General features: G+C 34.5%; 14 protein-coding genes and 1 pseudogene. 7 read left to right on the forward strand and 8 right to left on the reverse strand.

All coding sequences use genetic code 11. The annotated features are described in order from the left end of the window. The first annotated feature begins 53 nt into the window (after positions 1 to 53). Positions 54 to 707, forward strand: coding sequence for a protein-L-isoaspartate(D-aspartate) O-methyltransferase (locus tag VIX88_RS00700; protein WP_064971065.1), 654 nt, complete (start codon positions 54 to 56; stop codon positions 705 to 707). 83 nt (positions 708 to 790) lie between these two features. Then, positions 791 to 2,107, forward strand: coding sequence for a dihydrolipoamide acetyltransferase family protein (locus VIX88_RS00705; RefSeq protein ID WP_064971066.1), 1,317 nt, complete (start codon positions 791 to 793; stop codon positions 2,105 to 2,107). A gap of 91 nt (positions 2,108 to 2,198) precedes the next feature. Here the strand turns inward: VIX88_RS00705 and VIX88_RS00710 are convergent, their stop codons facing one another. The 3 genes from VIX88_RS00710 to acs all read right to left on the reverse strand — a co-directional run bounded on the left by VIX88_RS00710 (position 2,199) and on the right by acs (position 5,407). Continuing rightward, entirely contained in the window at positions 2,199 to 2,693 is a 495-nt protein-coding gene (locus VIX88_RS00710) for a hypothetical protein (protein WP_237190353.1), read from the reverse strand. Positions 2,694 to 2,703: 10 nt separating this feature from the next. Further along, on the reverse strand, positions 2,704 to 3,318 hold the full coding sequence (locus tag VIX88_RS00715; RefSeq protein ID WP_237190365.1) for a type II CAAX prenyl endopeptidase Rce1 family protein: 615 nt from the start codon (positions 3,316 to 3,318) through the stop codon (positions 2,704 to 2,706). A 178-nt stretch (positions 3,319 to 3,496) separates the two neighbouring features. After that, positions 3,497 to 5,407, reverse strand: a complete 1,911-nt coding sequence (gene acs, locus VIX88_RS00720; protein WP_014938634.1) for an acetate--CoA ligase — start codon at positions 5,405 to 5,407, stop codon at positions 3,497 to 3,499. A 179-nt stretch (positions 5,408 to 5,586) separates the two neighbouring features. Here acs and VIX88_RS00725 point away from each other — a divergent pair, with 179 nt between their 5' ends. Together VIX88_RS00725 and VIX88_RS00730 are read left to right on the forward strand one after the other, a co-directional pair. Continuing rightward, positions 5,587 to 6,744 carry a THUMP domain-containing class I SAM-dependent RNA methyltransferase gene (locus VIX88_RS00725; protein WP_214193947.1) on the forward strand — a complete coding sequence of 386 codons (1,158 nt, stop codon included), beginning with the start codon at positions 5,587 to 5,589 and terminating at the stop codon, positions 6,742 to 6,744. Between the two features lie 15 nt (positions 6,745 to 6,759). Further along, on the forward strand, positions 6,760 to 7,761 hold the full coding sequence (locus tag VIX88_RS00730; protein WP_064971069.1) for a glycosyltransferase: 1,002 nt from the start codon (positions 6,760 to 6,762) through the stop codon (positions 7,759 to 7,761). Here the strand turns inward: VIX88_RS00730 and VIX88_RS00735 are convergent. Beyond that, positions 7,758 to 8,045 carry a barstar family protein gene (locus tag VIX88_RS00735; protein WP_064971070.1) on the reverse strand — a complete coding sequence of 96 codons (288 nt, stop codon included), beginning with the start codon at positions 8,043 to 8,045 and terminating at the stop codon, positions 7,758 to 7,760. The genes VIX88_RS00730 and VIX88_RS00735 overlap by 4 nt on opposite strands. A 159-nt stretch (positions 8,046 to 8,204) precedes the next feature. On the opposite strand from VIX88_RS00735, the gene VIX88_RS00740 reads away from it, so the two are divergent. From VIX88_RS00740 to VIX88_RS00750, 3 genes are all read left to right on the forward strand, one after another. Then, on the forward strand, positions 8,205 to 10,343 hold the full coding sequence (locus tag VIX88_RS00740) for a M3 family metallopeptidase (protein WP_064971071.1): 2,139 nt from the start codon (positions 8,205 to 8,207) through the stop codon (positions 10,341 to 10,343). 249 nt (positions 10,344 to 10,592) lie between these two features. Beyond that, a complete protein-coding gene (locus VIX88_RS00745; protein ID WP_154212690.1) occupies positions 10,593 to 12,071 on the forward strand; it encodes a S41 family peptidase in 1,479 nt (492 codons plus the stop codon). Positions 12,072 to 12,262: 191 nt separating this feature from the next. Then, positions 12,263 to 12,946 carry an outer membrane beta-barrel protein gene (locus VIX88_RS00750; RefSeq protein WP_237190367.1) on the forward strand — a complete coding sequence of 228 codons (684 nt, stop codon included), beginning with the start codon at positions 12,263 to 12,265 and terminating at the stop codon, positions 12,944 to 12,946. Between the two features lie 71 nt (positions 12,947 to 13,017). Here the strand turns inward: VIX88_RS00750 and VIX88_RS00755 are convergent. The 4 genes and pseudogenes from VIX88_RS00755 to VIX88_RS00770 all read right to left on the reverse strand — a co-directional run bounded on the left by VIX88_RS00755 (position 13,018) and on the right by VIX88_RS00770 (position 16,091). Next, positions 13,018 to 13,407, reverse strand: a pseudogene (locus tag VIX88_RS00755) (MBL fold metallo-hydrolase). A gap of 32 nt (positions 13,408 to 13,439) precedes the next feature. Beyond that, positions 13,440 to 14,366, reverse strand: a complete 927-nt coding sequence (gene menA / locus VIX88_RS00760) for a 1,4-dihydroxy-2-naphthoate octaprenyltransferase (RefSeq protein WP_064971242.1) — start codon at positions 14,364 to 14,366, stop codon at positions 13,440 to 13,442. 30 nt (positions 14,367 to 14,396) lie between these two features. Further along, positions 14,397 to 15,233, reverse strand: coding sequence for a 1,4-dihydroxy-2-naphthoyl-CoA synthase (locus VIX88_RS00765; RefSeq protein ID WP_004918886.1), 837 nt, complete (start codon positions 15,231 to 15,233; stop codon positions 14,397 to 14,399). A gap of 129 nt (positions 15,234 to 15,362) precedes the next feature. Further along, positions 15,363 to 16,091 carry a VIT1/CCC1 transporter family protein gene (locus VIX88_RS00770; RefSeq protein WP_064971243.1) on the reverse strand — a complete coding sequence of 243 codons (729 nt, stop codon included), beginning with the start codon at positions 16,089 to 16,091 and terminating at the stop codon, positions 15,363 to 15,365.

Consider the following 16,091-nt stretch of genomic DNA (forward strand, 5'->3'; position numbering starts at 1 on the left):
TTCATTTCATAATGCACAACGGGTTAGAATAACTTTCTTTTTCCAAAAATAAAATGAAAGATACATTTGTACATAAAGGAAAACGAAAAATACTGGTAGAATATTTAAGAGAAAAATTGGGTATTTGTGATGAAAATGTGCTATCAGCGATAGGAGCATTGCCTCGTCATTTTTTTATGGAAAGTGTTTTTGAAGATTATGCTTATGAAGATAGAGCTTTTCCTATTGCTGCACATCAAACGATTTCTCACCCTTCTACTGTGGCGGAACAAACCGAATTATTACAGGTAGAAAAAGGAGAGAAAATATTAGAAATAGGCACAGGTAGCGGCTATCAAGCAGCGGTTCTTATGGTAATGGGAGCTAAAGTTTACACTATTGAAAGACAGAAAAAGCTATTTGATTTTTCTAAAAAGATGTTTAAAATTTTGGGACTTCGTCCACATTTTCAAAGTTTTGGAGATGGTTTTTTAGGGTTGCCTACTTTTGCACCATTTGATAAAATTATTGTAACCTGCGGAGCTGAAACTTTGCCTGTAGAGTTATTAAAGCAACTTAAAGTAGGTGGTAAAATGGTCATTCCGCTAGGGGCTTTAGAAGAGCAAATACTTTATAGATTTACCAAAATTTCTGAAACAGAAATAGAAAAGGAAACTTTTGGAGTGTATAAGTTTGTTCCAATGTTGGGAGATACGGATGGCGTTTAAATAGGCTATCGTTGAAAAATTGAACGATGAAATTCGTGTGAGAGTTTAAAAAAATATTATCTTTGCTAAAAACCAATAAAACAATGGCAGAATATAAATTATTACTTCCTTCAATGGGAGAAGGCGTTATGGAAGCAACTATTATTTCTTGGCTATTTAACGAGGGCGACTTCGTAAACGAGGACGATAGTGTAGTGGAAATAGCAACAGACAAAGTAGACTCAGATGTTCCTACTCCTGTTTCGGGGAAGATTGTTAAAATTTTAAAACAAAAAGACGAGGTAGCGCAAGTAGGAGAGGTTATTGCGATATTAGAAACAGAGGGCGGAAGTGCCGTAGCAGATACTACTCAAGAAGCACCAAAAGTAGTTGAAACGGCAGAGGAAGTTCCTAGTGCTGATGTTATAAAAACAATAGAAGCACCTCTAAATGAGTCGAAAGTAGAGTTTTCAGGAGATTTATATTTGTCGCCTTTAGTGAAATCTATTGCTCAAGAGGAAAATATTTCAGAAGCTGAGTTAAAAACTATACAAGGTACAGGTCTAGAAGGTAGAATTACCAAAGAAGATATATTAAAATATGTGGAGAATAGAGGTCAATCTTCGTCATCTGTTAAGAAGCAGGAAGTGCCTCAGGTGGTAGTACCTAGTAGTGCATCTGCGGTATCTTCTGTACCTGTAAGTACTTCTGAGGGAGACGAAGTGATACAAATGGATAGAGTTAGAAAAATTATTGCTGATTCTATGGTGCGTAGTAAGCACACGGCTCCTCATGTAAGTTCATTTATAGAGAGTGATGTTACCAATGTAGTGAAATGGAGAAATAAGTATAAAAATGTTTTCCAACAGAGAGAAGGCGAAAAGCTTACATTTATGCCTATTTTTGTAAGAGCGGTAGTGAAGGCTATTCAGGATTATCCAATGATTAATGTTTCTGTAGATGGAGATAAAATCATTAAGAAGAAAAATATCAATATAGGTATGGCAACGGCTTTACCAGACGGAAATCTTATTGTGCCTGTAATTAAAAACGCAGACCAATTATCGTTAAGTGGTTTAGCTAAGGCTATTAACGATTTAGCTCATCGTGCGAGAAACAAAAAACTAAAACCAGAAGATACTCAAGGTGCTACTTATACTATTTCTAATATTGGTTCTTTTGGTAATTTAATGGGTACACCAATTATCCCTTTGCCTCAGGTGGCTATTTTGGCGGTAGGTGCTATTGTTAAAAAACCTGCAGTGCTAGAAACTCCAGAGGGCGATGTAATTGCGATTAGACAGAAAATGTTTATGAGCCACTCTTATGATCACCGTGTGGTAGATGGTTCTCTAGGTGGAATGTTCTTAAAAGCGGTTCACGATTATTTAGAGAATTGGGATTTGGATACAGAGATTTAAATTGTAAAATTTTCTAAGATTAAATACTAAAAAAGCTATCTCAAAATTGAGGTAGCTTTTTTACTAAGGTGGTAAATATAGTTTAATATTATTATTTATTATCTTTTTTGCGTTTCTTCTCATTTTGGTAATTAAACCATGGAATCATAAAGTTTACACCAGCGAGAAAGGTAAGAATAGTAAAAATTATATTCCAAAAACTAAAATTTGAAGAATAGATAAGTGTTATAGCTTGTAAAATAAAAAATCCTAATGTAGCAACTCCAAAAAAAAGATGGTTTGAACGGGTTTTTATAAAAAATGGAATATTACCTCCTAGATAATGACCTGGGTTAAGGTTGTTATCATTCCATTCTTTATACTCGGTCATAAAGTTTTCTTGGTCAATTGTTTCACTTTCATCAATGTCTTGAGTTGAAATAATCTCTAGAGCAACTTTAATATCAGGGTTTTTAACTAAAATTCCATTATTTTCGTAATTAATGAGGGCTCCTATTTTGTTTTCAGATAAAATATCTTTTAAATATTCAGCGTTTACTAAATATTTACATTTGAAGATTTCTATAAAATTGTTCTCAGTTGTCATTTGTACTTTTTTATATCATTCTCTCCACTATTACCATAATAATATGAGTACATATATGGGCAATAAAGGCACTTTCTAACCCTTTCTTCCAATATAGCCAACCAAATATTACACCTCCAACTGAATTTCCAATAAATACATAACTCAATAATCCAAAAGAAGGATTTTCAACGGCTTGATAGGTAATAGGGAAGTGACCAATAGCAAAAATAGCCGATGCTATAATAATACCAATCCAATACACAATAGGTTGAGTTCCATTAAGTATTTTGGAAGCAATCCAAGTAACAAAAGTCATCATACCGAATCTCATTGAGATTTCTTCGGTTAGTCCGCCGTACAGAAATCTAGCAGTTAGGGTGGGTTGCAGAGTTTCTCCTAAGACTATAAATTCTTTCGGAAGTATTGGCTTAAATATAATTCCTACAAGGCTTAATAAACCTCCTGATAGGATACCACCTAAAACACCATATTTCAGAATATTTTGGAGATTGGGGAGCTGATGACTTTTAATTCCGACTATGTGTTCAATAATGGGAACTTTTAGATTTACCTTTTGATGAAGAATAGTTCCTAGAACCACAGCAACAATGAGCATTATAGTGGGGTTTACTAATGCAAGCATTTTTATTTGTAGTGGACTAAAACTCTTTCGTAGTATTACTTCTGCTTCAGGAGGCAAGGGTATTTCCATTGTGAGAATTGAAAATACCCCTATCATTCCTAAACATAATAGAATTAACCCTAATTCTATGTTCTGTTTTTTCATTTATTCAGCTTTTGAAAGTTTTTGGAAAAATGGACTAATCAATACGCTGGTCTTTAATTTCATTTATAATTTCAGGGTTTAATAGAGTAGATGTGTCCCCAAAATTACTAAAATCACCTTCGGCTATCTTCCTTAAAATTCTACGCATAATCTTTCCACTTCTCGTTTTAGGTAAGGCAGATACAAACTGAATTTTATCTAACTTAGCTATAGGACCTATGGTATCTGCTATTAGGTGATTGATTTCTTTTCTCAGATTTTCTTTATCTCTACTTTCTCCAGTATCTTTTAGTATCACAAAGCCATATAAAGCATTTCCCTTAACTTCATGAGGATATCCAACAATGGCTGACTCTGCTACGGCAGGGTGTATGTTAATACTATCTTCTATTGGTGCAGTACCTAAGTTATGTCCAGATACTATAATAACATCATCTACACGCCCTGTAATTCTGTAATAGCCTACCTCGTCTCTTAAAGCTCCATCTCCAGTAAAATATTTACCTGGGAAAGCTGAAAAATAGGTTTGTTTGTACCTCTCATGGTCGCCCCAAATGCTTCGTGCTATACCTGGCCAAGGAAATCTAATACACAAACTACCATCAACTTGGTTTGCAGTGATTTCGTTTCTTTTATCGTCCATAAGTACAGGCTGTATTCCAGGTAGTGGTAGGGTAGCATAAGTAGGTTTAGTAGGTGTAACAAATGGAATAGGAGCAATCATAATTCCTCCCGTTTCTGTTTGCCACCAAGTGTCTACAATAGGGCATTTTTTCTTACCTACATGGTCGTTGTACCAATGCCAAGCCTCGTCGTTAATGGGTTCACCTACGGAACCAATTACTCGTAAGCTAGATAAATCGTGTTTTTCTACCCAGTCCGAAGATTCCTTTGCTAAAGAACGGATAGCGGTGGGAGCAGTATAAAACTGAGTAACTTTATGTTTTTCTATAACTTCCCAAAATCGGTCAGGTTGAGGGTAAGTAGGTACACCTTCGAAGATGACGGTGGTAGCCCCATTAGCTAAAGGACCATATAAAATATAGGAATGTCCTGTAATCCAACCTATATCGGCGGTACACCAATAGATGTCGTTTTCTTTGTAATTAAATACATTTTTAAAGGTATAAGCCGAGTAAACCATATAACCGGCACAGGTATGAAGCATACCCTTAGGCTTACCAGTAGAACCAGAAGTGTAAAGGATAAAAAGAGGATCTTCGGCATCCATAATTTGAGGAATATTGTCTACAGGAGCAGCGTTATACAGAGGTTCTAACCAAAAATCTCTTCCTTCTTTCATGTTGATAGAGTTATGAGTTCTTTTCACTACAAGAATTTTTTCAACAGAAGGTGTTTGTTCTGTAGCTTCATCAACAATAGATTTAAGGTCTAAAACTTTATTACCTCTATAACTTCCATCAGAACAAATCATCATTTTGGCTTCACAATCGTTAACTCTAGAGGCTATAGCAGAAGCTGAAAACCCTGCAAAAATAACCGAATGTATGGCTCCTATCCTAGCACACGCCAGCATAGCAACGGCTAATTCTGGAATCATAGGTAGATAAATACAGACTCTATCTCCTTTCTGTATGCCTTGGGCTCTAAGAACATTGGCCATTTTGCCCACTCTTTCATACAAATCGTTGTAGGTAATGTATTGAGTAGCTTCCTCAGGATTGTTCGGCTCCCAAATAATGGCATTTTTATCGCCTCTTTCGGCAAGATGTCGGTCGATACAGTTTTTGGTAATGTTGAGTTTGGCATTTTTAAACCATTTTATTTTAGCCTCATGCATATCATATTCTACAACTTTACTCCATCTTTGATACCAAACAAAGTTTTCGTCGGCTATTTTGTCCCAAAACTTTTTAGGATTTTTTATAGACTTTTTGTACTGTTTAAAGTAATCTGGTAGATTTTCAATAACATAATTTTTCATATATTTTTACTTTATATAAGATTATCAAAAAATTACTTACTATTTTAATTTATGAGTTTACTAATATAGTAAAAAATATTAAATTATGTGAGTTTGGCAATTTTTAGTTTGTAGTCTTTTTAATTTTGAGCAAATAGAATCGCTTTTAGTATCTTTGTAGCACAGATATTTTAAGAGAGATGAATTGGGATAATTTAAAGATAAGCATTAAAACTTTTTACGGATTAGAAGACGTCTTAACGGAAGAGGTAAAAAAGCTCGGTGGGAGAGAGGTTGAAACTAAAAATAGAGCGGTAAATTGCGTAGGCGACTTGGGATTTCTCTATAAAATTAACTATGCCTTGCGTACAGGAGTTAAAGTTTTAGTACCTATCCTAGAGTTTAAGGCTTATAATGAGCAAAAGTTTTACGATAAATTATCTCGCTTTCCTTGGGACGAATTTATGAATTTGAGCCAAACCTTTGCCATAGATGCGACGGTGCATTCGGAGAGGTTTACTCACTCCCATTTTATGACTCTTAAGATGAAAGACGCCATAGTGGATTACTTTCAGCATAAATATCATAAACGTCCAGATGTAGCTCCGAAAAATCCTGATATTAAATTCCATCTACATATTGATAGAGATATGGTGGTAATTTCTTTGGATTCTTCTGGCGACCCTCTCTTTAAAAGAGGCTACAGAAAGGAGCAAGGGGTAGCACCAATTAACGAAGTATTGGCATCTGGAATGCTACATTTGGCAGGTTGGGACGGCAAAGGTAATTTTTTAGACCCTATGTGTGGTAGTGGTACATTACTGATAGAAGCTGCTATGCTGGCAATGGATTTACCAGCTCAACTTTTTAGAAAAAAATTTGCATTCCAAAATTGGAGAAATTACGATGAAGCACTTTTTGTTAAAATAAAAGAGTTTAGAATCAATAGGATAAAAGAGTTTACAGGGAAAATCATAGGCTACGATATAGACCCAAAAGCTTTGGCTGTAGCAAGAACTAATATTGAAGCCGCAGAGCTGGAAGATGTGATTGAACTAAAGAAACAAAATTTCTTTGAGACAGAAAAAGAGCACTTTCCACTTTTAATGGTATTTAATCCACCTTATGACGAGCGAATTAGCATCAATGATGAAGCATTTTACAAAAAAATAGGAGATACCTTTAAACAAAATTATCCTAATACTTTGGCGTGGCTTATCAGTTCAGATTTAGAAGCGGTTAAAAAGTTGGGGTTAAGACCTAGCCGAAAAATAAAATTGTATAATGGTAAATTGGAAACCAGATTCCTGCAATACGAAATGTATGAAGGAAGTAAAAAAGCCAAAAATCAAAACTAAATATCCTTTATTTCTATGCCTAATATTTCTATCATTATTGCTATCTATAATAGGAAAGACGAACTTTTTGAGTTGTTAAATTCCCTATCTCGTCAGACGGATAAAGCGTTTGAAGTGATTGTAGTAGATGATGGTTCGGCTGTAGATTTACGACCTACAATAGCATTATTTGGGGAAATGCTGAACATTCAGTTTTTTAGGAAGGAAAACTCTGGTCCTGGTCTAACGCGAAACTACGGTGCAAGGCGTGCCTCAGGCGATTGGCTAGTATTTGTGGATAGTGATGTGATTGTGGAAAATAACTATATAGAAGAAATAAAAAATAATATTTCTAAAACGTCTTGTGATGCCTTTGGTGGAGCGGATAAAGCCCATAGAGGATTTAACCTTATGCAGAAGGCTATTTCTTATTCTATGACTTCCGTTTTTACAACAGGAGGAATTAGAGGTAGCAAAAAATCGGTATCAAGATTTCAGCCGAGAAGTTTTAATATGGGTGTTAAAAAATCAGCTTTTGAGCAGGTAGGAGGTTTTTCAGAAATGCGTATAGGAGAAGACCCAGACTTATCTATGTCGCTATGGGAGGCGGGTTATAAAACGGCTTTTTTTGATAGCATTGGGGTGTATCATAAACGCAGAACCGATTTAGGTAAATTCTCAAAACAGGTCTATCAATTTGGGATTGCTCGTCCTATTCTCAACCAAAGACACCCTAAATATGTAAAGCCTACTTTTTGGTTTCCTAGTTTGTTTTTGATAGGCTATATCATAGGATTTCTACATTATGTTATTTGGCATAATGGCTTATTACTTGGGCTCTACGGTTTGTATACTTTTGTAGTTTGGATACACGCACTTATAAAAACCAAAAACATTAGTATCGCTACAATGGCAGTTATGGCAACCTATGTGCAAATGTTTTCGTATGGATACGGTTTTCTTAAGTCTTGGGTAAAGCTGAATGTTCTAAAACAAGACCCTAAAGAAGCGTTCCCAAGCCATTTTCATAGATTTTAATCTTCGTCTTCGTATTGCTCAAGGTAATAGGAAAAACTAAAACCTTCTATCTCCTCATCAGCCTCTTCAAGAGTGGTTAGGAGGTCTTCAAAATCTTCTAGTTGTTCTACGGTCATATTTACAAACTCTAGGTGTAGAGGTAGTTCTATATCTCCACTGATGGAGTCGTAGAGGGCGTCTAAATTATTCCCGAAATAATCAGGAAGAGGTAATTTTTCTTTTAATTGAGAATAAAAATCTTCCTCATCACCAATATTAAAAAAATCTATATATACAGTTTGCATAACTAATTCTAAGTTGAAAAGATAACACGACAAAGTTACTAAAAATTATGCTTAAAAATAGGGTTAGCAAAGCCTTTAGTTTAACAGCTTATTTTGTGCAATACTCAAAAATTCATCTATTTTTCTTACTTTTACAAGGTAAATTATAAATTTTAATCAATGAAAAATATTGCATCAGTATTGCTTTACGGTTCGGTAGGACTATCGGCAGTAGCTTGTACAACTATGGAAAAAACGAAAACATCAGCGGATATTCCTGTACCTGCAGGTAATCCTTTTTTAGAAAAATCAAAATTACAATATCAAGCCCCAGAATTTGATAAAATTAAAGATGAACATTTTAAACCCGCTTTTGATTATGGTCTAAAAGTACAGGAGCTAGAGGTACAAAAAATTAGTGATAATACAGAAGCTCCAACTTTTGAAAATACCGTATTAGCATTAGAAAACAGCGGTGAGGTACTCAAGAGAGCCCAATCTATTTTTTATAATTTAACGGGGTCTAATACTAACGATAAGTTACAGGCTCTACAACAGGAGTACGCTCCAATTTTTTCGGCACATTCGGATAAGATTTACCTTAACTCTAAACTTTATGAACGTATCAAAAAAGTGTACGAAAATAGAGGAGGACTTAATAGCGAAAGCCAAAAGTTAGTAGAGTATTACAAACAAAACTTTGATATCGCAGGAGCTGGACTTTCTGACGCTAAAAAAGAAGAACTTAAAAAAATTAATGGAGAATTAGCCTCTCTTTCAACACAGTTTTCTAATAAGCTATTAGATGCAAGAAAGAATGGAGCGTTAATTATAGACAGTGTTAAAGAACTAGATGGACTTTCACCTGATGAGATAGCTGCCGCAGCACAAGCAGCTAAGGAAGCAGGACACGAAGGGAAGTATCTTTTATCTTTATTAAATACTACTCAACAACCGCTATTACAGAATTTAAAAAATAGAACAACGAGAGAAAAATTGTTCAAAGCTTCTTGGTACAGAGCGGAAAAAGGTAATGCAGATGACACTCGTTCAATCATAGAAAAATTGGCAAGATTAAGATTGAAAAAAGCTCAAGTTTTAGGTAAAAAATCTTTTGCAGAGTGGAAGCTTCAAGATCAAATGGCTCAAAAGCCAGAAGAAGCATTGAATCTTTTAGCTCAATTAGCAAAACCAGCGGTAGAAACAGCAAAAAGAGAAGCGGGTGAAATCCAAAAAATTATTGACGTACAAAAAGGTGGGTTTGAACTAGCACCTTGGGATTGGAATTTCTATGCAGAGCAAGTAAGAAAGGCTAAATACGACTTAGATGAAAACGAAATCAAACCTTATTTTGAGGTAACTACTGTCTTGGAGAAAGGGGTTTTCTATGCGGCTGAAAAATTCTACGGAATTACATTCAAGGAAAGAAAAGATTTACCTGTTTACCATCCAGATGTAGTGGCTTATGAAGTGTTTGATAGAGATGGCAAATCTATGGCACTTTATTATTTAGACTTCTACACTCGTAATAACAAAGGTGGTGGTGCTTGGATGAGCAATTTTGTAGATCAGTCTAAAACTCTAGGACAAAAACCTGTTATTGTAAATGTATTTAATTACCAAAAACCAGCTCCAGGTAAGCCTTCGCTAATTAGCTATGATGATGTAACTACCATGTTCCATGAGTTTGGGCACACTTTGCACGGTTTGTTTGCAGACCAAGATTATGTGAGCCTTTCAGGGACTAATGTGCCTAGAGATTTTGTAGAGTTTCCTTCTCAAATCAATGAGTTTTTTGCTTTAGAACCAGAAATACTTAAAAACTATGCACTACACTATCAGACTAAACAGCCAATGCCACAGTCTTTAATTGATAAAATTAAAAAGGCATCTGCTTTTAACCAAGGTTATTCTACAACGGAGTTGGTAGCGGCGGCAACGCTGGATATGGCGTGGCATTCCGTAACTAGTGAGGAGCAGTTTAAGCCTGCTTTGGATTTTGAAAAAGAAGCTCTTAATAAATATGGTCTATTGGTAGAGCAAGTTCCACCTAGATACCATTCGCCTTACTTTGCACATATTTGGGGAGGTGGTTATTCGGCTGGATACTATGCTTATATGTGGAGTGATATGCTAAATTCTGATGCTTGGGATTGGATTAAAAATAACGGAGGAATGACTCGTGCTAATGGCGACCGTTTCAGAAAATATATTCTTTCTGTAGGGAATACCAAAGACCTTAATCAGGCTTACAAAGAGTTTACAGGTAGAACTCCAGACCTAAAACCTTTGTTAAAAAATAAAGGGTTTATTAAATAGATAGAATACTACAATCATTATAAAAAGGGTGGTCTTATTTTCAAGATCACCCTTTTTTATAGGAGAATTATTTAAAATTTTTAAAGTAAATAGATTAGCATTTCACTATACTCCCTTATTCACTCCTAAGTGGTAAAATTTGAGATATATTGAAAAAGAAATGAGCGTTATGTAGTTTGTATTTACGAAATTTATACTTTTGTTTCAGAAAACCTATTGTTATAGGCAACTATACCAAACATATCATAAATGAACAAAATATTAGTATTATTAATTTTATTGACACAAAGTATCTATTCTCAAAACTTTGGTGATTTTCCTAAAATTGAAAAAGAAAAACTTCAACGAGATTTGGATTTATTATATCAAGGATTGGATAAATTTCACTCGGGAATGTATTGGTATACACCGAAAGATAGTGTTGATTTCGCTTTCCAACATGCAAAAAGTAAAATAACAACAAACCTTAATGTGTTTGAATTTCATAAAATAATTGCACCATTGGTAGCATTATCAAGAGAAGACCATACTGATATTTTTTTACCAAAAGAAGTTAAAGAAGAAATTAACAAAAACGAAAGTATCCGATTTTTGCCTTTAACAGTAGTTTTCTTAGGTGAGAAATTATATTGTACTCATAATGCTTCAGATAATTCTACAAAAATCGAAAATCTTGAAATTGAAGAAATAAACGGAGAAAAACCGAAAGAAATAGTTAGAAAAATTGGAAATTTATTTGCGTCAGACGGTTACATAAAAACTGTGAAATATAGTGATTTAAGAGGTTTTGGTTTTTCTAAATATTATTACTATTACTATGGAATAATTGAGAAATATGAAGTGAAATTTAAAGGAATTGAAGACCCTATCATGATTAACTCATTGTCAATTAGTAAAATTAATGCTAACTTAAAAAAGAATATTGCTTTAGCTGAGAAAAAAGATGAAAATGAACCTCTGAAACTTAAAATTATCAATCCAAAAACAGCTTATTTAGATATTCAAACATTTTCAAATGATGTTATCAAAAAAGATAGTAAATACAAAACCTTAAAAAAATTCTTAGAATATAGTTTTTCTGAAATAAAGGGAAAGGATATTGAAAATGTAATTATTGATGTTAGTAAGAATGGCGGAGGAACAGAAGGAAATGAAGGATTATTGTATTCTTATTTTGGCGATAAGTATCAAAAATACGCCAAAGTAAGAGTAAAAGCCCCAAAAATAGTACTTGATAATGGAATTGATAAACCTATAAAACTTAAAGTATTTGGACTTTTAGAGAGAATTTTTGCGAATAAAAAAATGAATGACGGAAGTCTTGAAAGAAAAAATAACTTTGGTTTAGGGCTTAAGGCATATAAAAAATCACCCAAAAATAAGTTTAAAGGAGATGTGTATATCATCATCAGTCCAATAACATATTCTGGGGGTAGCGAATTTTCAAATATGATGTATTCAAAAGGATTAGCTACATTTATTGGGCAAGAAACAGGCGGTGGTTATTTTGGAAACACAAGTGGATATAGCCAAAATTTGACTTTGCCAAATTCTAAAATAACTATTGAAATTCCAGCATTACAATTCCTTATGAATGTTGAACCAAAATTACCTTTTGGTAGTGGAGTTAAACCACATTATGAAGTAATACCAACAATATATCAGTACATTAACAATGAAAATGTTTTTTTAGAATATGCTTTAAAATTAATAAATGAAAAAAAATAACAGTCTGTAAACAAAGTATTACCAAAAGAGGGAAGTCTCACTTTTGCTTCTTCCATCTACTTCTGTATAGAAGTGGTAAATATATCTTATTTGAAAAATATAAAGATACATGTCTTTTAGGAAGAAAGTTGAGGCTATTTTGTTTGAAAGTTTTGTTATTTTTGTTTAAGCACCTTTTAAAATTTGTTATTATGAAAAAGAACATTTTTAGCCATTGTTTTGGTTTAGACCGTTTTAGATTTGTATCAATGATAGGTATAAACTCAATTAAATATCAAACATTATTTGTGATGGTATTGGTGCTGTTGTCAAATACGATTACGGCGCAAACAAGAGAAATTATAAACCCAAAGGGACGATGGTTTTTTGGGGCAGAGGTGGGGTTGAACTCAAAAATGTCGGTTCCTCCAAGTAAAATGTCGTTTATGCAAGGGGGCTTTTTAGCAGAATATTTTTTTGCGAAAAACTGGTCTGTTAGCGGAAGGCTAAAGTATTTTGAAACAGGGGTAATAAACCCAATGAATGATGGTTCAAAAGGTTTTTTTGAAGGAGCTGTTATTTCTGTTCCTTTGAATATCGTTTGGAGGTACCGAATCATAGAAAATTTTAGTGGAAACTTAAATTTAGGGTTGGCTATAAATCAAGAAGTGAAGAGTAACTACTACTATTCGCCTAGTGAGGCAACGGATTATGATAAACTTTATGCTTCTTTTAATGCAGGAATAGGTTGCAGCTATTTTATTTCAAAATATATGGCTTTATATATGAATTATGAAGCTATTGTTTTGGGGAATGACAGAGATGAAGCGGATCTCTTTGAAATACTCCCTAACTCGCCTAACAACAGTTTACTTAGTATTGGGGGTGAAATATAGTTTTAAGAAATAAATAGAATAATTAAATCCCTCAACATTGTTTGTTGAGGGATTAGTTATAGAATGGTAGTTTATAAATCAAACTCTTGCCCCAAGTTAGGTAAAACGAGTTCTACATTTTTCTCTTTAAAATGGTTTTGGGCTTGGGTGTGGTCTATACTAATCGGAGGGAAGGTATCAAAGTGGCAGCCAATAACCTTAGGGGTTTTAATAAGTTCCGAAGCGGCAAAACTTGCTTTTCTAGCACACATAGTATAATGTCCACCTTAGGTGTCTAGCACTTCCTGTACATCGGCAATATGGTCTCCGTGAGCGTGAGTGATGAGTAGATAGTCTATTTTTTCTTTAGTAATATCAAACCCCGATTTTTCTTTTTGATAATTATAGAAAGGGTCTGAAAGAATATTGATACCCTTATAAGAAAATAGAAAACAGTTTTGTCCTAGAAATTTTATTTTCATTGTAGTATTGTTTTTATCAAATTTATTTCTGATTAAAAATAATTAAGTCCTACTGCTAAAAGTATAGACATTACTAGAGTAATGATGCCTACTTGTTTTAAAAATGGGTCCAGCTCTTTGGGTTCGTTTACTTGCATAATTCTTCGCCTAAGTGCCATCATAGGAAATAGCAAAATCATCACGATGAAAGCATAGTAATTCCCTCGTTCGTGTAGTTGATTTAACATTAAAAAAGCGAGTACCAAAATGAGAGGTAGTTGCATCAATATCATTTGATAAACCATGGCTTTTCTAAATCCTAGTTTTAGTGCTAAGGTATGTTTACCAGAGGCTTTATCACTTTCTATATCTCTCATATTATTTAGGTTGAGTACGCTTACACTCATCATTCCCACGGCAGTAGCAGGAAGAAAAATATCCCAATCCAAAGATTTAGTAAACAGAAAATAGCTACCAACTACAGAGACTAATCCAAAAAATATAAATACCATTATATCGCCTAGCCCCATATATCCGTAAGGTTTTTTGCCTACCGTGTAGCCAATAGCTGCGAGGATACACAATACACCTAACCCAATAAAGAACCAAAATTCTTTAATATACTTGGGAAAAAACGCAATATATAGCAGGACTACACTTGCTAAAAAAGCAAGAACCGCTGTAATGAGTACTGCCATTTTCATTTGTTGGGCTGATATTTTTCCAGAGGCTACCGCCCTAGCTTCTGCTTGGGTGGAACGATGGGTATCTGTACCTTTTATGCCATCGCCGTAATCATTAGCAAAGTTGGATAAGATTTGGTAGAGTAGGGTTACTAAAAGAGCAAGGATTAAAATCCAAATATCCCAAGTTCCTCCTGTTTCTTTAAGTTTCCATTTAGCCACAAAAGCTCCCGTAATAATTCCGCTTAATGATAACGGAAGTGTACGCAGTCTTGCGGCTTGTATCCAATGCTTCATTTTATTTTTATTGAAAAGTGATATTTTTTATTAAGAAATCCATTGATTTTCACCGAAGTCAGGTTTTCTTTTTTCTAAAAAGGCATTTCGTCCTTCTTTGGCTTCGTCAGTCATATAGGCGAGTCTTGTTGCCTCTCCAGCAAATACTTGTTGACCTACCATACCGTCGTCTGTAAGATTCATCGCAAATTTTAGCATACGGATAGATGTAGGCGATTTTGCTAATATCTCTTGAGCCCATTCGTAAGCGGTATCTTCTAACTCTTCGTGAGGTACTACTTTGTTCACCATTCCCATTTCAAAGGCTTCTTGTGCAGAGTAATTTCTGCCTAAAAAGAAAATTTCTCTTGCTTTTTTCTGTCCTACCATTTTAGCTAAGTAGGCAGAACCATAGCCACCATCAAAACTGGTAACATCAGCATCTGTTTGTTTAAAAATAGCGTGTTCTTTACTAGCTAAAGTTAAATCACAAACCACATGTAGTGAATGTCCTCCACCAACAGCCCAACCTGGAACTACAGCAATTACTACTTTTGGCATAAATCTAATAAGCCTCTGTACTTCAAGGATATTAAGCCTGTGTCTACCATCTTCGCCTACATAACCTTGATGACCTCTTGCCTTTTGGTCGCCACCGCTACAGAATGCCCAGCCACCATCTTTGGGGCTAGGACCTTCGCCTGATAATAATACCACTCCAATAGATGGGTCTTCGTAAGCATCATAAAAGGCATCGTAAAGTTCTGATGTTGTTTTGGGACGAAAGGCGTTACGCACTTCGGGTCTATTAAAGGCAATTCTAGCAACGCCATTGCATTTTTTGTAAGTAATGTCTTCGTAGTTTTTGGTTGTTTTCCAGTTTATCATTTTCTAAAAATTTTTGCAAACATAATTATTTTAATATTAAATTTTCAAATCCCTAAGTAGGAAAATATTTTAACTAAAAATAAACTGCCTAAAAGACAGTCTATTAAGTATAAATTTAATGGAGTTTATTTATACATTAACTCCAAATAAATAACCTACTAATGCCGATAATCCCATAGCTAAAGTTCCCCAAAGTGTAATTCTTAATATGGCTCTTACTACATTGGCACCACCTGTTTTTGCAGAAATAGTTCCTAATATAACAAGGAAAATAATGGTAAATCCGTAAAGGAAGTACTCCATACTTTCTACAGGAGTAAATAAAGTTACTAGAAGAGGCAATACACCTCCTACGGTAAATGCAGCTCCTGAAGCTAATGCCGCCTGTGTAGGGTTAGCTTGGCTAATCTCATTGATGCCTAGCTCGTCTCTTATGTGTGCTGCCAAAGCATCAGCTTCCGTTAATTCCTTAGCAACTTGTAAAGCAGTATCTTTTTTAAGACCTCTTTTTTCATAAATCTGAGCTAAAATTTGAAGTTCTAATTCAGGGTTTTCTTCTAATTCCTTAATTTCTCTAGCGATATCAGCCTTTTCGGTATCTGTTTGAGAGCTTACAGAAACATATTCTCCCGCTGCCATAGAAAGAGCTCCCGCTACTAGACCTGCCACAGTGGCAAGAACGATAGGTTCTCTCGTAGTACTTGCAGCTGCAACCCCTATCGCCAAACTGGAAATAGAGATTATACCATCATTAGCACCCAATACAGCTGCTCTTAGCCAGTTACTTCTGTGTATGTAATGGCTGTCTAAATAGTTTTCAATAGTTGTCATATTTTTGTTTGTGTTATTCTTGTTCAT

Origin of the sequence: Riemerella anatipestifer (assembly GCF_035666175.1) — a bacterium.
In the GTDB taxonomy this organism is placed as follows: Bacteria; Bacteroidota; Bacteroidia; order Flavobacteriales; family Weeksellaceae; genus Riemerella; species Riemerella anatipestifer_D.

What these genes read in the sequence shown, in the direction of transcription:
- VIX88_RS00700 (WP_064971065.1), top strand. Translation starts at nt 54, where the DNA reads ATGAAAGATACATTTGTACATAAAGGAAAACGAAAAATACTGGTAGAA.
- VIX88_RS00705 (WP_064971066.1), top strand. Translation starts at nt 791, where the DNA reads ATGGCAGAATATAAATTATTACTTCCTTCAATGGGAGAAGGCGTTATG.
- VIX88_RS00710 (WP_237190353.1), bottom strand. Translation starts at nt 2,693, where the DNA reads ATGACAACTGAGAACAATTTTATAGAAATCTTCAAATGTAAATATTTA.
- VIX88_RS00715 (WP_237190365.1), bottom strand. Translation starts at nt 3,318, where the DNA reads ATGCTTGCATTAGTAAACCCCACTATAATGCTCATTGTTGCTGTGGTT.
- acs (WP_014938634.1), bottom strand. Translation starts at nt 5,407, where the DNA reads ATGAAAAATTATGTTATTGAAAATCTACCAGATTACTTTAAACAGTAC.
- VIX88_RS00725 (WP_214193947.1), top strand. Translation starts at nt 5,587, where the DNA reads ATGAATTGGGATAATTTAAAGATAAGCATTAAAACTTTTTACGGATTA.
- VIX88_RS00730 (WP_064971069.1), top strand. Translation starts at nt 6,760, where the DNA reads ATGCCTAATATTTCTATCATTATTGCTATCTATAATAGGAAAGACGAA.
- VIX88_RS00735 (WP_064971070.1), bottom strand. Translation starts at nt 8,045, where the DNA reads ATGCAAACTGTATATATAGATTTTTTTAATATTGGTGATGAGGAAGAT.
- VIX88_RS00740 (WP_064971071.1), top strand. Translation starts at nt 8,205, where the DNA reads ATGAAAAATATTGCATCAGTATTGCTTTACGGTTCGGTAGGACTATCG.
- VIX88_RS00745 (WP_154212690.1), top strand. Translation starts at nt 10,593, where the DNA reads ATGAACAAAATATTAGTATTATTAATTTTATTGACACAAAGTATCTAT.
- VIX88_RS00750 (WP_237190367.1), top strand. Translation starts at nt 12,263, where the DNA reads ATGAAAAAGAACATTTTTAGCCATTGTTTTGGTTTAGACCGTTTTAGA.
- menA (WP_064971242.1), bottom strand. Translation starts at nt 14,366, where the DNA reads ATGAAGCATTGGATACAAGCCGCAAGACTGCGTACACTTCCGTTATCA.
- VIX88_RS00765 (WP_004918886.1), bottom strand. Translation starts at nt 15,233, where the DNA reads ATGATAAACTGGAAAACAACCAAAAACTACGAAGACATTACTTACAAA.
- VIX88_RS00770 (WP_064971243.1), bottom strand. Translation starts at nt 16,091, where the DNA reads ATGAACAAGAATAACACAAACAAAAATATGACAACTATTGAAAACTAT.